The organism is Rhodococcus rhodochrous (assembly GCF_900187265.1).
Lineage (GTDB): Bacteria > Actinomycetota > Actinomycetes > Mycobacteriales > Mycobacteriaceae > Rhodococcus > Rhodococcus rhodochrous.
Genome location: NZ_LT906450.1, coordinates 4,921,423 through 4,936,628, shown reverse-complemented (window position 1 = coordinate 4,936,628; position 15,206 = coordinate 4,921,423). Strand labels below are relative to the sequence as shown.

The following is a 15,206-nucleotide window of genomic DNA, read 5'->3' as shown; positions in this document are numbered from 1 at the left end:
GCGCTCACGCTCAGGGGAGCGCCTCGCGAGGAGGTCCGTTCTCGACCATCATCGCAAGAAGCCGGATCAGGTCGTCGACGGGAACGGGCCGCCCGAGAACCGAGCCGAGCATCAGCCCCTCGATGAGCCTGAGGACGAGCCACGCGAGGTGCTCGACCGAGTCCGCAGCGACGCGGGCTGTGGAAAACCATTGGGCAACGGCTGCTTCCGCGGCGGCACTCCCTTCCACCACTGCTGTGCCGCCTGCGGTGGGAGGGTCCCACTGCTGCACTTCGAGGAGCAGGCCGGCCTTGACGGTGTCGGGGTTGTCGCCCGCTGCCCGCATCGTCGCACCGATCGCGGACGCCAGATCGGCCACCCAGTCCTCCGAGGGCGTGGGTAGGTCGTGCAACGGTATGAGCAGTTCGAGGAAGGCATCGGCCACCGCGGCTTTGATCAGGGTGTCCTTGTCCTTGTAACGCCAGTACACCGAGCTTCTCTGCATCCCGGACTCCGTGCAGATCCGTCCGATCGTCGCGCCTTCGTAGCCGTGCTGGGCAACGAGTCTGCGTGTGACGTCGAGCAGGGCGGACGGTCCGTTCTCGTGCTCGGTGGCACCATCAGGGGTGTCGGCCCCGTCTTCACCGGGTACCTCGAGGGATGCGTTGCCACGGCACAGTGCCTCGAACGCGAAGGTGAGGAACGCGGCGACCGCCCGGCTGCGTGCGGAGACGATCTCGGGATCGTCGACGACCACATCCGAGATGTAGTGACCGTCGAGGAACGCAAGAGTGAGAGTGGACATCCACCACACTCCGCCGTGACGACGTTCGTCGTCGGCCTCGGTCGCCGTGAATGCGTCGTTCCACCACTTCTCGATGGCGGCCAGCGCCGCTGCGCGGCGACGTCGGAAGGGTTCTTGAACCTTGGACCGTGCGGCGCTTCCTTCCAGTGCGAGTGTGATGCCCAGACGGAGCGGTGTTTCGGACTCGGAGGCCTGGAGCTCGGGTGCGAGCTCCTCGAACAATTGGCTCTGCAGGGGAGTCGAGGGATCGAACCGCTGCCACGGCCGCCGACCGTCGCGAGGGAAACGCGTGTACGAATTCTCGAGCGCCGTGACGATGAGATCGTCCTTGTCCTCGAAGTACCAGTAGATCGAACTCGCGGGTCGCTGTGTGGCCTTCGTGATTCGGGAGATCGTGGTGTTGTCGTAGCCGTACCGGCCGACGAGCTGCACGGTTGCATCGAGAATGCGCTGGAGAGTGACCTCTCCGCGGGCGTTACGTCGGGCAGTCTTCATCACGTCTCTTTCGGGCGGGCTGCCGTGGGAAAGGTAGCAGAGGGTCTCGTCGCAATCTGTCATCGGTGTGTTGCCGCTCACTGGAACGAGCGTTACAATCACTGTACCATCCACTACAGAAGTGGGCTGTCCAGCGCATTCGATATATCCAGCAGTTGACTACTGCATATCGGCGACGCCGGAAAAGAGTTGGAGAGTGAGACCGTCGTGACCGCACTTACAGACGAACAGTTCATGGTCGACGCACAGTCCGAGGCTGACGCTGACCGCAAGAACGAGCAGCGCGGTACGGCGTCGGTCCTGAAGGCGCTGCAACTCCTGGACGAGTTCCTCTCCGGTGAGGAATCCATGGGAGTCAGCGACATCGCTCGTCGTGCCGGTGTTCCGACGTCCACGGCCTACCGCCTTCTCGCGTACCTCGTCGAAAGCGGATTCGTGTCGAAGGAGGGTACTCGTTACCGGCCCGGCGACAAGCTGTTCGAACTGGGTAATCGCGTCGCGCACAGTCGACCCCGCGGCCTGCGTGAGCAGGTGGCCCCCTACCTCGGGGAGCTGTACGCGGTGTCCGGAATGACCACTCGGCTCGCGATCCTCGACCGGGCCGACATCGTCATCGTCGACAAGGTCGTCGGCCTACGCACCCTGCCGGCTCCGACGGCCATCGGAGGTCGTGCCCCCGCCACGTGCACGGCGCTGGGCAAAGCGCTCCTGGCGTTTCAGCCCACGGACGAAGTGGCGAAAGTGCTGCCGGACCCGCTGCCGCGTCGTACCCGTCACTCGATCACCAACCTTGCGATCCTCTATCGGCAGTTCGCAGAGACGCGGGCGACCGGTTTGGCCTACGACAAGCAAGAGTCCGTACTCGGGCAGGTCTGCGTCGCTGCGCCCATCGTCTGTCGTGGCAAGGCCGTTGCGGCAATCAGCCTCTCCGCGCCCGCTGTTCGCGTGAATCTGGCGCACTCTGAAGCGGCTCTCACGCGTGCTGTTCGTCAGATCGAACGAACTCTCGTGGTCTGAGTGCAGTCCCGACAACGAGTATTGCGTCATGTGGAAAGAAGGGATTTCTTTCTCCACTGCACGAGACCTACGCTTCGTGAACCGCTCACTACAGAAGTGATCCACGGCATAGCCGGTCGTCAGTGATCCTCCGTTCGATCGGCCGCTCGTACAACCGCCCCCAAGACCTGAAACCGGAGTCCGAATATGTCACTCGCGGTCCTCTCAGCACCCCGTGTCCGTCGCGTTGCCGCTGTTACAGCAGCTGCCGCGCTCACCCTGCTCGCCGGCGCCTGCGGTTCCTCCGAGGGTGCATCCGCCGACCAGGCCACCGACATCTCGGTCGGTAGCTCGCCCGGCCTGTCGGGTGTCGGACTGCGTGCCGGCATCAGCGAAGGGATCTTTTCCGATCTCGGATTGAACGTCACTGCCGCAGCGAACAAGTCGGCGAACGACGCAGTTCCACAGCTGCTCAGCGGTACGCTGCAGATCGCCCAGATGGACACGGTCACCCTGATGCAGGCCCGAGTTCAGGGCCTTCCCGTCCGGGTGGTCGCGGGCGCCGGTGTGCAGGCCACCGACGGTGAGGACGGAGTGCCGTCGGCAGCGAGCGTTGTGACGGCGGCGTCGAGTGCGATCCAGTCCCCGACCGACCTCGTCGACCGCAAGGTGGGAGTCCCGGCAATCAAGACGCAGACGTGGATGAACATCCGCGCTGTGGTCGACAAAGCTGGCGGCGACTCCAGCCGGATCGACTTCGTCGAGGTCCCGCCCGCCCAGACGATCGACCTGGTGCAGCAGGGATACGTCGACGCCGCGACACCGAACGAACCGCTCGCATCGAGCGCGATCGCATCGGGGACCGTTCGGCTCGTCCACAACACGGACGCACCCGGCAACCAGGGTGTGCCATCGTCGGTCTACGTCGCGTCCGAGGAGTTCATCGCGAAGAATCCCGACACTGTCCGGAAATTCGTCGAGGGCATCCATCAGGCAGCGGAGATCGTCAACGCGGACAAGGAGATCGCCAAGAAGGTCGCGATCGAGGAGCTCGGCTTCTCCGAGGAGCAGCTGGCGAATGCCTTTATCCAGCCGTTCGCGACGACTCCCGTCACGGCAGAGCAACTCGACAAGATCGCGAACCTCGCGGTGGAGTACGAGATCCTCACCGAGAAGCCGAGTTTCGACGAAATCCTCGTAGGATCCGAGTAGACGATGGCGACAACAACCTCAGTAGCCGTGTCATCGGCCGATACCAAGTTGAAGCCGGCAGTGCCGGCCAAGTCCGGACCGCGTCCAGCGGCGTCCGACGCAGGACGACGTAAGGTCGGCCCCGTACCCAAGCTGATCGCGATCGCCGCGGTCCTCGCCGCATGGCAAGCGATCGCCATGAGCCCACTGGTCGACGCCGGATCGCTCCCGACTCCGGTGATGGTCGTCGAAGCGCTGATCGGTCTGTGGGGCAGCGGTACCTACTGGACCGCGCTCGGAACCACCATCGGTGTGTGGGCGATGGGTCTGGGCCTGTCCGCACTCATCGGCGTTCCCGCCGGCCTCCTGATCGGGTCCTCGCTGCGCGCCACTCAGAGCACGCGGTGGATCGTCGACTTCTTCCGCAGCATTCCTACGATCGCTCTCCTGCCGCTCGTGCTCCTCCTGTTCGGAGCGACGAGTCGGATGGAGATCACCATGATCGTCCTGTCGGCGGTCTGGCCTCTGCTCATCCAGTCCATGTACGCGGCGAAGCAGGTGGAGCCACTGCACAAGTGGGTCGTTCGGGTGTTCCGGATCTCCACCGTCGACCGTCTGCGGTACCTGTGGGTGCCGAGTGTGGCGCTGCTCGTCTTCACCGGCCTGCGGCTCGCCGCCACCATGGCCCTGCTGATGACCATCAGTGCCGAATACCTCGGTGGAGCACCCGGACTCGGCTCGGAACTGTCCCACATGGAGCAGGCGTTCAAGCGTCCGGAAGTCTTCGCCTACGCGATCACCGCGGGTGTCCTCGGACTTCTCGTCAACACCCTGGTCGTGTCCGCACAGCGCCGTCTGCTGTGGTGGCACCCGGTCATCCGAGGGGAGCATTCGGCATGAAGCGCATCACCGGATTCGCCTGGGAAGCTTGGCTTCCGATCGTCCTGGTCATCACGTGGTTGGCGGTCTCGGCCAACAGTTCGTCCTTCTACTTCCCATCCCTCTCCAAGATTCTCGATCGTCTGCAATCGGTGTGGTTCTTCGACGGGATCGTCGAGAACGTTCTGCCCAGCCTCGGTCGGGTCCTCCTCGGGTTCGGTATCGCCGTGATCGTCGGTGTGGTCGGAGGGATCGTCCTGGGGCTGCTGCCCCGCTTCGAGGAGACGGTCCGGCCCATCCTCGAATTCCTCCGGGCAACACCTGGCGTCGCGCTCCTCCCCATCGCCGTCATCTTCCTCGGGATCGACGACACGATGAAGATCTTCCTGATCGCTCTCGCGTCCATGTGGCCGATCCTGCTCAATACGATCGATGGCGTGCGGTCGGTGGAACCGGTGCTGCTCAGGATGTCCCGGAGCTACCGGATCCCGTTGAAGAACCGGATCCGTTATATCTACGCCCCACATGCGGCACCGCAGATCTTCGCCGGCGCTCGCCTGGCGCTCGCCATCGCGACGGTGGTCATGGTCGTGACGGAGATGATCGGTTCCCCCGGCGGTATCGGCTACTTCATCCTCGATTCACAGCGCAGCTTCAACATTCTCAATATGTGGTCCGGCATCGTGATGCTGGGTGTGCTGGGCTACCTGCTCAATCTCGCTGCCCGACTGGTCGAGGGACGAGTCCTCGACTGGCACAACAAGAAGAACGCTTAGGAACGTGACTATGAGCACCACACACACGGGTAAGGCCACCTCGCACGAGGAACTCCTCGTCGTGGAGAACCTCGGAAAGCGGTACGGCGATCACCAGGTCCTCGGTGGCATCGATGTCGCCGTCCGCAGCGGCGAGTTCATGTGCATCGTCGGCCCGTCCGGAGCGGGAAAGACGACGCTTCTCCAGTGTCTCTCCGGCCTGACGGATCCGACCTCCGGATCGGTCACCCTCCGGGGACGGAGAGTGACGGAACCGCCGGCGGAGATGGCGATCGTCTTCCAGGACTACTCCCGGTCGCTGATGCCGTGGCTCTCCATCCTCGACAATGTGATCCTCCCGCTGCGGACCACGATCAAGGACAAGAAGAAGCGCACCGCGAAGGCGATGGACGCTCTCGTCGAGGTCGGGCTGAAGGACCACATCGATAAGTACCCGTGGCAGCTGTCCGGTGGTATGCAGCAGCGAGTGGCGATCGCCCGCGCCCTCGCCTACGAACCTGCCATCGTCTTGATGGACGAGCCGTTCGCCTCGGTCGATGCCCAGACACGCGCGGACCTCGAGGATCTGACCCTGCGGGTGAAGAACCACCTCGGTATTACGATCCTGCTGGTCACACACGACATCGACGAGGCGGTCTACCTGTCCGATCGAGTGCTCGTACTGGGCAGGAAGCCGACCCAGGTGGTGGATCTGATCGAGACGCATCTCGGTGCCGAGCGCGACCAGATCGCGACCAAGGCCACTCGTGAGTTCGCGGACCTGCGCAGCCGGGTCTACCGGGAGATCCGCCACGGTGAGATCCCGAGCTCGGCCGGTTCGGTGGCAGCGCCCACCGCAGACTGAACGTCCGTCGCGACCGTGCAGTCGCCAACAGGAAGTGAAGGGGCATGACCTCGATCGGTACGGCCACACGCCGAGCACTGTGCGAGCGCGGGGTGCGGATCGGAAACAGAGACGTCTTTCCGGATTCCGCATCCGACGTGTTCGACCCCTTCAGCGGGACGCTCGTGGGCCGAGTCGGGAATGCAACGGAAGAACTTGCGGACGCCGCCGTCGATCTGGCCCACCGAGCACTGGATCGACCTGTCCCGGCTCACGAGCGCGCTTGCGTGCTCGATCGGATCGCCGATCTCCTCGTCGCATCGAAGGAGGCGCTCGCCGAGTTGATCTGCGCAGAGGTGGCGAAGCCGATCGTAATGGCAGAAGGGGAGGTCGACCGGGCCGTCGAGACGTTCCGGTTGTCCGCTGCCGTTGCCAGAACGCAGACCGGCCGTGGTGTCGCCATGGATGCCACGCCCGCCGGGGTCGGCAAGATCGGGTTCACGCGAGGTGTGCCGATCGGTGTGGTCACTGCCATTGCCCCGTTCAACTTCCCATTGAATCTCGTTGCTCACAAACTCGCACCGGCCTTCGCCGTCGGTTGCCCGGTGGTGCTCAAACCCGCCCCTCAATCGCCGTTGACGGCATTCCTCCTCGCCGACATCTGCGAGGAGGCCGGGATGCCGGACGGATACCTCTCGGTGATCCCGGGCGACCCGGCAGACATCAGCGCGGTGATCATCGAGGATCCGCGTGTTGCAGCGATCAGTTTCACGGGCTCGGCTCCTGTCGGATGGCACATCGCGAAGGCGGGAGCACGCAAAAAGGTCATGCTCGAACTCGGCAACGCGAGCCCTGCCATCATCGAGGCCGACGCCGATCTCGAGCGTGTCGCGGACACGCTCGTCCCCAGCGCCTTCGGCTTCGCCGGTCAGACCTGTGTCTCCGTGCAACGGATCTACGCGCACGTCGGGGTGGTGGACGAACTGACGGAGCTGCTGGTGGGGAGGATCGGTGCACTCGGAGTCGGTGACCCACGGGATCGGATGGTGCTCTGCGGTCCTCCGATCGATCAACGAGCAACCGAACGCCTTCTGGGCGGTATCCGTCAGGCGACCGACGCCGGCGCATCCGTGGTGATCGGTGGTGGGATGAGGGACGACGTGATCCTCGAGCCCACCCTGCTGACGAACGTCCCGCAATCCTGCGACCTCATCCAGGAGGAGGCATTCGGTCCGGTGCTCGGCCTCGTCGGGGTGGAGTCCTTCGACGAAGCGGTCGAATTGGCGAACGACTCGAAGTACGGGCTTCAGGCGGCGGTCTTCACGTCCGATGTGCGTACTGCCCTCGCAGCTACGGAACAGTTGAACTTCGGGACTGTTCTCGTCAACGAATCGCCGGCTTTCCGTGCCGATAACATGCCGTACGGCGGAGTCCGGGAATCCGGCAACACGAAGGAAGGGCCGGAATCGACCGCCCGAGAGCTCGCGATCGAAAAGGTCTGCGTACTGCAGATGTGACTCCCGAGAACAGGATCCGTCGACCCGTGCCCTACTGGAGGCACGGGTCGACGCGTTTCGGGCAGTCTCTCCCTGCGAACGGACGATCCGTCCGAACTCTCAGCGGATACTGGCGAATACGTACGAAGACATTCCTCTGTGACGGCCATAACATCTGCGACATCGGAGTCGACGATGTGAGCCACGGCACGACCGGCCGGTCGGATCGATCGACCGAACCTCGCCCGTAAGGACGCCAGGTTCATCCGAGACCGTCGACCCCCGGAGTTCCGGGAAAGTGTCCTATCTCTGGAGAGGAACTGCCATGCTGACCAACCTCGAGACGAATCCCTCGTCGCTCGCCTCAACGGACGACCTCGCTTCGGGCGAAGAGTACGCGGCCCGCGCGTACCGCGTGGGTGCGCAGTACCTCGCCGATGTCGACGACATCCTCGACATCGTGCGTGCCGGTCGGGCGGAAACCGAACGCCTGAATCGGGTACCGGACGCGACGGTCGAGGCCATGACGCGTGCCGGTGTCTTCCGGGCGATGACGCCCCTGCAGTACGGCGGCCTCGAGATGGCGCCTGCGTCCTTCTTCGAAGGCATCATGAAGATCGCCGGCGCGGAGGCATCGGCCGCGTGGATCGGCGGGCAGCTCAACGTTCACTCGTTCGAGATCGCGCTCATGGACGAGCGCCTACAGGACGAGTTCTGGAGCGACGGCCCGGACACCAGGGCGTCGAGCTCGTATGCACCCACGGGAAGCTGGGAAGCTGTGTCGGGCGGCTACGTTCTGGACGGGACGTGGGGGTTCTCCAGTGGTGTCGACCACGCCCAGTGGATCATCGTCGGCGGTGGTGACCGCAACTTCGTGGTGCCCCGTTCCGATTTCGAGATCGATCAGAACAGCTGGGACGTCGCGGGTCTGCGCGGGACCGGTAGCAAGTCGGTGACAATGAGCAAGGTATTCGTACCCGACTACCGGGCCCACGTTCTCGCCGACACCTACCACGATCGCAATCCGGGCTGGGAGGTGAACGATCGTCCCCTCTACCGCGTCTCCTTCCTCTCGATCTTCAACTCCACCATGGCCAACTCCGCGACGGGAGCCGCCCTCGGGGCATTCGAAGAGTTCATTGGGGAGAGCAAGGTTCGGCGCATGCGTCGCGGTACCGGTGCCGCCGTCACGGAGAACCCTCACCTGCTGGTCCGTCTCGTCGATGCGCTGTCGAAGGTCCAGATGATCCGGCGCAGGCATCTGGACAACTGGCGCTTCCTCTTCGAGGTCGCATGCGAGGGACGTACCGCCACTCCGTTGGAACGTATGAAGATCCGCTTCGAGGCGGCCGACGCGATCTCGGAGAGTCTCGATGCCCTCTACACGATCTGGCCGGTCTCAGGCGCGGGAGCGATTCTCTCGAACAACCACATCCAGCGGGTGTTCCGTGATCTGCTCGCCATGCGCGTCCACGGTTCCGCCGGACGCGAGGCGGCCGCGTCGCTGTACGCACACGCGCTTCTCGAACTTCCGGGACCGGACTTCGAAAGCAACCCGTCCATGCGCACGCTGGCGTACCACCGATGAGGGCAACGCCGGCGGTTTCGGATCGCACGTCCGACTACGTCGTCGTCGATCCTGCACACGACACCCGCGAGTTCCGCAATGCCCTGAGCCGTTACGCAACAGGCGTGGCGGTAGTCACCACCACCGCGGACGGTGAGCCGACCGGTATGACGGTCAATTCGTTCGCTGCCGTGTCCCTGGATCCACCTCTGATCCTCTGGTCGGTGCGTTCCGACTCGAGTCGGGCCGGCGTGTACACCTCGGCCGACGCCTTCGCGGTCAATGTTCTCTCGTCCGACCAGACTGACATCTCGAACGTGTTCGCATCCGCGAGCTCGGGAACCGAGGGATTCCGGACGTTCTCCTGGAGTCGCGGATCGAAGAGCGTTCCTCTGATCGACGGTGCCATCGCGCGTTTCGAGTGCCGTGTGCACGCCGTGTTCCCCGGAGGGGATCACGACATCATCGTGGGAGAAGTCGACGAGTGTTCCCTCGTCGACGGTGAGTCGCTCCTCTTCGTTCAGGGTGGTTATGCCACGCCGCAACAGATGACGTCGCCAACAGACAATTGCAAGGAAGCCGGCGGGGAGATGGATCCGGCTTCCGCCGAGCCGTCGTTCGCGCAGGTTCTCACAGCCGCGAGTCATCGTCTCTCGCGGAGATTCGACGAACACCGCGCGCAGTTCGGGTTGAGCGTCGCCAGTGCCCGGGTGCTCCAGCGACTCTCGTGCGGTTCACGGACCGTGCAGGAACTGGCGGTGTCCGCCTATCTCGGACCGCGGGCCACCGAGGATGCCGTCAGTGAGCTGATCGAGTCCGGCCTCGTCGTCCGGAACGAGGACCGATTCTCTCTGTCCACCGACGGTTCCGCCACATACGAACAGATCGCCGAGATCGCACGCCGGTTCAACAGGGACGCCTTGGCCGACCTGGACGACTCCGACGTGGCCGCGACCCGGCGAGTCCTCGAGGCGCTCGCGCGTTCGTAGCCGAGCGACCTCACGACACCGAAAGCAGAAGGAGTCCAACGATGATCGGTCTCGGATTGGCATGCTCGCATGCGGCGGGAATGTTCCGGCCGCCGGAGGCATGGCAGCAGTGGATGATCGACCGCGTCGCACCCGGCGTGTTCGAGCGTTATCCCGAAGCAGCACGACAGCGGGACAGTCTGGAGGTGTGTCAGGACCTCTACCACCGCATCCATGCTGCATTCGACGACATGCGTGCGGAGGTCGCGGCCTACAAACCTGACGTGATCGTGATCGTGGGCGACGACCAGGGTGATATGTTCAACCTGTCCAACAACCCGAGTCTGGCGATCTACGTCGGTTCGGAACCCATGTGGGGTCATCAGGGCTACGAGTGGGACGTCCCGATGAAGGACCGCACGGTGGTGAAGTTCAAGAACGATCCCGACGTCTCGTCCCATCTCGCACGTCAACTCGTCAAGCGGCACTTCGACGTCTCGGTCATGCACCGCTTCGAACCGGTGGGCCGCGAGGGCTACGGGCTGCCGCATATGGCGGCCCGTATCGCACCCGAGCTCGATCCGACGGGGGAGATCCCCGTCGTGTGCGTGATGCTCAACGAGTATTTCCCGCCCCTCGCCGGTGGCGACCGCTGTGCCGCGCTCGGCCGTGCGATCGCGGAGATCCTCGGCGAGCGTGACGAGCGGATACTGCTGTGCGCGTCGGGTGGGCTCAGCCACTATCCGTCGGACAAGGACTTCAACCGCGGCGACATCGATACGCCGCTCGACAAGTGGGTTCTCGAGCGCATCCAGCGCAACGAGGTCGACCAGCTCGAGAAGTTGTTCAGCTTCGATTCGCAGACCCTCCGATCGGGAACCGGTGAGATCCGCGCGTGGATCAGCGTGGCGGCTGCGATGGACCGGCCGGCAACCGTCATCGACTACATGCCCATCCATGCGTGCTTCACCGGTGTGGGCTTCGCCAAATGGACGGATCGACACTGAAAGACACCGAGGAGCAGCTCATGGGATCGGACGATTCCTCGATCATCGCCGAGTATTTCGGGTACGCGTCGCACTGGCTGACCACACGGGAGGGGGAACGGATCCACTACCTCGACGAGGGGGATCCGGATTCACCGCCGGTGATACTGCTCCACGGTTCGGCGATCGGAATCACCGCGGCGGCCAACTTCTACCTCACCGTTCCGGCACTGGTCGATGCCGGGTACCGGGTCGTGGCACCGGATCTGTACGGCTACGGCTTCACCGAAGCGCCGCCCGGTGTGGACGCGATACGGCCGAACCAGGTCGATCTGGTGATCCGGACGATGGACGCCCTCGGCCTGGCGCGAGCCCACGTCATCGGAAACTCCCTCGGAGGCATGGTCCTTGCGAGCCTGGCACTCGAACACCCGGAACGAGTGGCCGGCGGCGTCGTGGTGGGCACGGCCGGGGCGCGCTGGAAGGACGGATCGCGGTTCGAACCGAATCTGACGTCCCACAAGGACACCGGACGGTACGAGCCTTCGCTGGTCCGCCGTTCGATGAAGCATCTGGTCCACGACCCGCGCATGGTCCCCGAAGAACTCGTGGAGTTCCGGACGCGAATGGCCGAGCGTCCCGGCGCGTACGAACGGCACCAGGAATCGACGCGGATGCGGGAACTCAGCAAGGTGCACTATCCGTTCCTGCCGGAGAATGCCGCTCGTTGCCGAGTGCCGATGTTGTTCCTGTTCGGCAGGGAGGACCGGGTGAACCCGCCCGAGGACGCACTGGCGGGAGCCGAGGCATTCCCCAACGCCGACCTGGTCGTGTTCGGTCACTGCGGGCACTGGACGATGATCGAACGCGCAGACGATTTCAACCATCTCGTCCTGCGTTTCCTCTCGGGTTACGACGAGAGGATCGTCGAACCTCCGTTGTATGCGGACGATCTGCGTGGCGAGCGCCTGCTCGCCGGAGGAGGCCGGTGATGCTCACCTACGAATCGACCAGCAGATTCGCCCAGGCTGGGCCGATCCGGGTGCACTACCACGAGGCGGGCGAAGGACCGGTGCTGCTCTGCATCCACGGCGGAGCACCCGGTGCCTTCGGGTGGGGGAACTTCGGTCGCAATCTCGAGGAACTCTCCCGTCGGTTCCGCGTGATCATCGTCGACCTGCCGGGCTATGGACGGTCGGACAAGCCGGACGTCTCCACCGGACGCAATGCGATGTACGCCGAGACGATGGTGGCCCTGATCCGGGAGTTGGGACTCGATCGTGTCCACGTCCTGGGGATGGCCACCGGCGGAGCGGTCGCCATCCGGATGGCCGTCGACCATCCGTCCGTTGTAGAGCGGCTGGTGCTCGTCAGCGCGGCCGGCGGTCACGCCGTGTACCAGCTCCGACCGAAGGAGTCCGCAAGCCGGATCTACTACGGTGGCGAAGGGCCCACGATGGAGAAGATGCGGGCCTATCTCGAGCAACTCCTCTACGACCCCACGCTGATCACCGACGATGTGCTGCTCGAGCGCTACGAGGCGAGTGTCGAACCCGAGTTCATGGTCCAAGCGCCCGAGGGACGAAGTTCCCAGCGGCACACCCCGGACGACTTGTGGAAGCGTCTCGACGAGATCACCGCGCCCACCCTCATCGTGTGGGGGAGGGAGAACCGCACCCAATCGTTCGAGAACGCGGTGTTCATGTTGAGCCGGATCAGGAAGTCACAGCTGCACGTGTTCGGTGAGTGCGGGTTGTGGGTGCCCTACGAGAAGATGGCCGAGTTCAACGCGCTCGTCAAGCGATTCTTGTATGTGGAAAGTTCCGCGCGACTTCGTGCATAACGACTGTTAGCGTCCGGACAGTATGAGCATTTCGCACGATGGGTACGCCGATCTCGTCCGGGCCGCGGGGGCCAAGCACCCGATCTCGGCGATCCTGTCGTGCCTGGCCGACAACGGCACGGCGTGGAGCGCGCTGTTGACCACGAGTGGCAGACTCATCGAGTCGGTCGCGGGAAAGACGGTCGACGCAGTCGATCCCGGTGTCCTGAAGGGCTCCGTGGAGGTCATCCCGCGACCGCTCGTGCGTCCCGCGACGGGGGTCGGCCCGGACGATCGTGAACTCCTCGCCTTCCCCGTGGGCGCCGAAGGACGAGCGACCGCCATACTTCTCATGGCGGGGGACGGACCCGTCCACGCCGATCTCCACAGATTCGGAGCCAGTGCCGCCCTGTTGCTGCGGTTGCTCCTTCGCGATACGCGACGGATGCAGACGGTGTCCCGGACGGTCAGGGATTCCGTCGCCCGACTGGTCTTCGCCGGGCGCATCGACAGCGCCCTGGAACTGGCCGCGGAAATGGGTCTGGCGGCCCCGCCCCGCAGACCACACATCGTCTGTGTACGGGGAGTGGACGACTGGAGTCGTGACGACCTGCTGGATCTTTTCGAGGCCGCGCTGCCTCCCGGTGCTCAGCAGCTGCTCGCGTACAACGACGACGACGAGTGTTGGATGTTGCTGAACGGTATGCAGTTCCAGGCGCTCGGACCGGAACTCTTCGCTCTGGTCGATCGGAATCCCGCACTCAGAGTTCTCCTCACGGAACAGGTTCCGATCCGGAAGCTCTCCCATCGCTGGCAGCATTGGATGGCGGATATCCGTAAGGCCCCCGCCGGCACGGTCGTGGACCGTTCGGACTACAGCGGCGACACGGCGAGCGACTGGGTGCACAAGTTGCAACGCGAATCGAGCCCCCAGGTGGTGGACGCGGTCGTCGAGTACCTGCGCCATCGGGGCCGGTGGGAGACGGCGGCCGAGACGCTGTCGATCCACCGGAACACGCTGCGGTACCGCGTGTCCTCCGCGGAGAAGTTGCTCGGCTTCGAACTCTCCGATCCCACATTCGCGGCGCGACTCTGGCTCGCGTTGCGTGCCGAGGGCATCGCCGACTGATTCCGGCCGGCGTGTTCGGCTCCGTTCGGCGGGTCTCGCCACGCGACGGTGAATCTGGTTCGAACTATCCAAAAGGGCCCACATGCTTGGCCGTATCGACCAGAGACTCGACCTTTCGGTCTATGTAATCTGCAACACATCCGGTCGGCAGTGTACCCACTATCACCCCATCGCAGGGGTGCCCATCGCAACGCTCGCCGCACCGTTCGTTCGGACCTTCCCTGATCTGGAGCCCGCTATGAAATCACGTCGTATCCGACCCGGTCGCCTCGCTGCCGTTCTCGCCATGACGTCCGTTCTCGCCGCCTGCAGTGCGGCGAACGAGGCCACACTCGGTGACGGCTTCACGGACATCACCGAACGTGCCCGCGACGAGGCTCCTCTGGTCGTCTACTCGTCGGCGACGGATGCTGTGAACGAGGCGATCACGAGCGCTTTCGGTCAGGCGTACCCGGATATCGAGGTAGCCGTCACGCGTTTGTCCACAGGTGATCTCAGAAGCCGGTTCGCCTCCGAGACCGCGACGGGCGCCCAGAGTGCGGACCTCGTCATCGTCACCGACCCACTGATGTTCAACGAGAACCCCGAGTGGTTCAGGGAGCTGTCGGAGAACGAGGTACCGAACCTGGCTCACCTGCGTGACACCTCCGTTGCTGCGAATCACTTCACCGCAGTCACTTCGCCGTGGGTGATCACGTACAACGAACAGAAGATCGGCACACCTCCGACCACGTGGAAGGATCTCGTCTCTCCCGAGCTTGCGGGTAAGGCGAGCTTTGCGGACCCACGGGTCTCCGCCGACAGTGTGATGTCCTTCTACCAGATCCTGATGGACGAGAACGGACCGGACTTCCTGCGCACCATCGGCGATCAGAGTGGTGACTGGTTCGAATCGTCGGTCCCGGCCGTGCAGAAGGTGGCAGCAGGCCAGTTGGCGCTGGCCGCTCCCGGTGCGAAGGCACACTCGGTCGCGCTCATGGAGGCCGGAGCCCCGATCAAGGCGGTCACTCCGGAGCCGGTGATCGCGTTCCCCAACCTGATCGGAATCTCGGAGAACGGACAGAGCCCCAATGCTGCAATGGTGTTCGCGGACTTCGTGCTCAGCGAAGAAGGTCAGCGCGCGTACTGTGGAGACGCCTTCTATATGACGATGCGAGACGACGAGATCGACGGTTGTCCCTCCGCGCCCGAAGACATCCGCCTGGCGGATCCGATGCGCGCGCATGCCGAACGCGAGGAGATCTTGAACGCGTTCGAACTGAACTGAACCCCGACTGTCCTGTCTGCTCGAACA

At 64.2% G+C, this 15,206-nt stretch carries 14 protein-coding genes; 13 read left to right on the top strand and 1 reads right to left on the bottom strand.

The annotated features are described in order from the left end of the window. Positions 1 to 10: 10 nt before the first annotated feature. Complete coding sequence (locus tag CKW34_RS22575; RefSeq protein WP_059382730.1) at positions 11 to 1,279, bottom strand: TetR/AcrR family transcriptional regulator; 1,269 nt, start codon at positions 1,277 to 1,279, stop codon at positions 11 to 13. Positions 1,280 to 1,486: 207 nt separating this feature from the next. Here CKW34_RS22575 and CKW34_RS22570 point away from each other — a divergent pair, with 207 nt between their 5' ends. The 13 genes from CKW34_RS22570 to CKW34_RS22510 all read left to right on the top strand — a co-directional run bounded on the left by CKW34_RS22570 (position 1,487) and on the right by CKW34_RS22510 (position 15,179). Continuing rightward, positions 1,487 to 2,296 (top strand): IclR family transcriptional regulator, encoded by an 810-nt coding sequence (locus CKW34_RS22570; RefSeq protein WP_147414370.1) that lies wholly within the window; start codon positions 1,487 to 1,489, stop codon positions 2,294 to 2,296. Between the two features lie 186 nt (positions 2,297 to 2,482). Then, the gene (locus tag CKW34_RS22565) at positions 2,483 to 3,487 is read left to right on the top strand and encodes an ABC transporter substrate-binding protein (protein WP_059382732.1); all 1,005 of its coding nucleotides are present in this window, start codon (positions 2,483 to 2,485) and stop codon (positions 3,485 to 3,487) included. 27 nt (positions 3,488 to 3,514) lie between these two features. Then, a complete protein-coding gene (locus tag CKW34_RS22560; RefSeq protein WP_157742118.1) occupies positions 3,515 to 4,366 on the top strand; it encodes an ABC transporter permease in 852 nt (283 codons plus the stop codon). Next, on the top strand, positions 4,363 to 5,121 hold the full coding sequence (locus tag CKW34_RS22555) for an ABC transporter permease (RefSeq protein WP_059382734.1): 759 nt from the start codon (positions 4,363 to 4,365) through the stop codon (positions 5,119 to 5,121). The genes CKW34_RS22560 and CKW34_RS22555 overlap by 4 nt, the downstream gene beginning before the upstream one ends. 10 nt (positions 5,122 to 5,131) lie before the next feature. Further along, on the top strand, positions 5,132 to 5,965 hold the full coding sequence (locus CKW34_RS22550) for an ABC transporter ATP-binding protein (RefSeq protein ID WP_059382735.1): 834 nt from the start codon (positions 5,132 to 5,134) through the stop codon (positions 5,963 to 5,965). Between the two features lie 44 nt (positions 5,966 to 6,009). Next, entirely contained in the window at positions 6,010 to 7,461 is a 1,452-nt protein-coding gene (locus CKW34_RS22545; RefSeq protein ID WP_080968276.1) for an aldehyde dehydrogenase family protein, read from the top strand. 304 nt (positions 7,462 to 7,765) lie between these two features. Further along, positions 7,766 to 9,028, top strand: coding sequence for an acyl-CoA dehydrogenase family protein (locus CKW34_RS22540; RefSeq protein ID WP_059382736.1), 1,263 nt, complete (start codon positions 7,766 to 7,768; stop codon positions 9,026 to 9,028). Beyond that, complete coding sequence (locus CKW34_RS22535; RefSeq protein WP_064059844.1) at positions 9,025 to 9,996, top strand: flavin reductase; 972 nt, start codon at positions 9,025 to 9,027, stop codon at positions 9,994 to 9,996. The genes CKW34_RS22540 and CKW34_RS22535 overlap by 4 nt, the downstream gene beginning before the upstream one ends. 41 nt (positions 9,997 to 10,037) lie before the next feature. Next, positions 10,038 to 10,982, top strand: a complete 945-nt coding sequence (locus CKW34_RS22530) for a DODA-type extradiol aromatic ring-opening family dioxygenase (RefSeq protein ID WP_059382737.1) — start codon at positions 10,038 to 10,040, stop codon at positions 10,980 to 10,982. A gap of 20 nt (positions 10,983 to 11,002) precedes the next feature. Next, complete coding sequence (locus CKW34_RS22525; RefSeq protein WP_157742117.1) at positions 11,003 to 11,953, top strand: alpha/beta fold hydrolase; 951 nt, start codon at positions 11,003 to 11,005, stop codon at positions 11,951 to 11,953. Continuing rightward, positions 11,953 to 12,804, top strand: coding sequence for an alpha/beta fold hydrolase (locus tag CKW34_RS22520; protein WP_059382739.1), 852 nt, complete (start codon positions 11,953 to 11,955; stop codon positions 12,802 to 12,804). The genes CKW34_RS22525 and CKW34_RS22520 overlap by 1 nt, the downstream gene beginning before the upstream one ends. Positions 12,805 to 12,826: 22 nt before the next feature. Then, complete coding sequence (locus CKW34_RS22515; protein WP_059382740.1) at positions 12,827 to 13,912, top strand: helix-turn-helix domain-containing protein; 1,086 nt, start codon at positions 12,827 to 12,829, stop codon at positions 13,910 to 13,912. 238 nt (positions 13,913 to 14,150) lie between these two features. Then, positions 14,151 to 15,179, top strand: coding sequence for an extracellular solute-binding protein (locus CKW34_RS22510; RefSeq protein WP_157742116.1), 1,029 nt, complete (start codon positions 14,151 to 14,153; stop codon positions 15,177 to 15,179). The last annotated feature ends 27 nt before the right edge of the window (positions 15,180 to 15,206 follow it).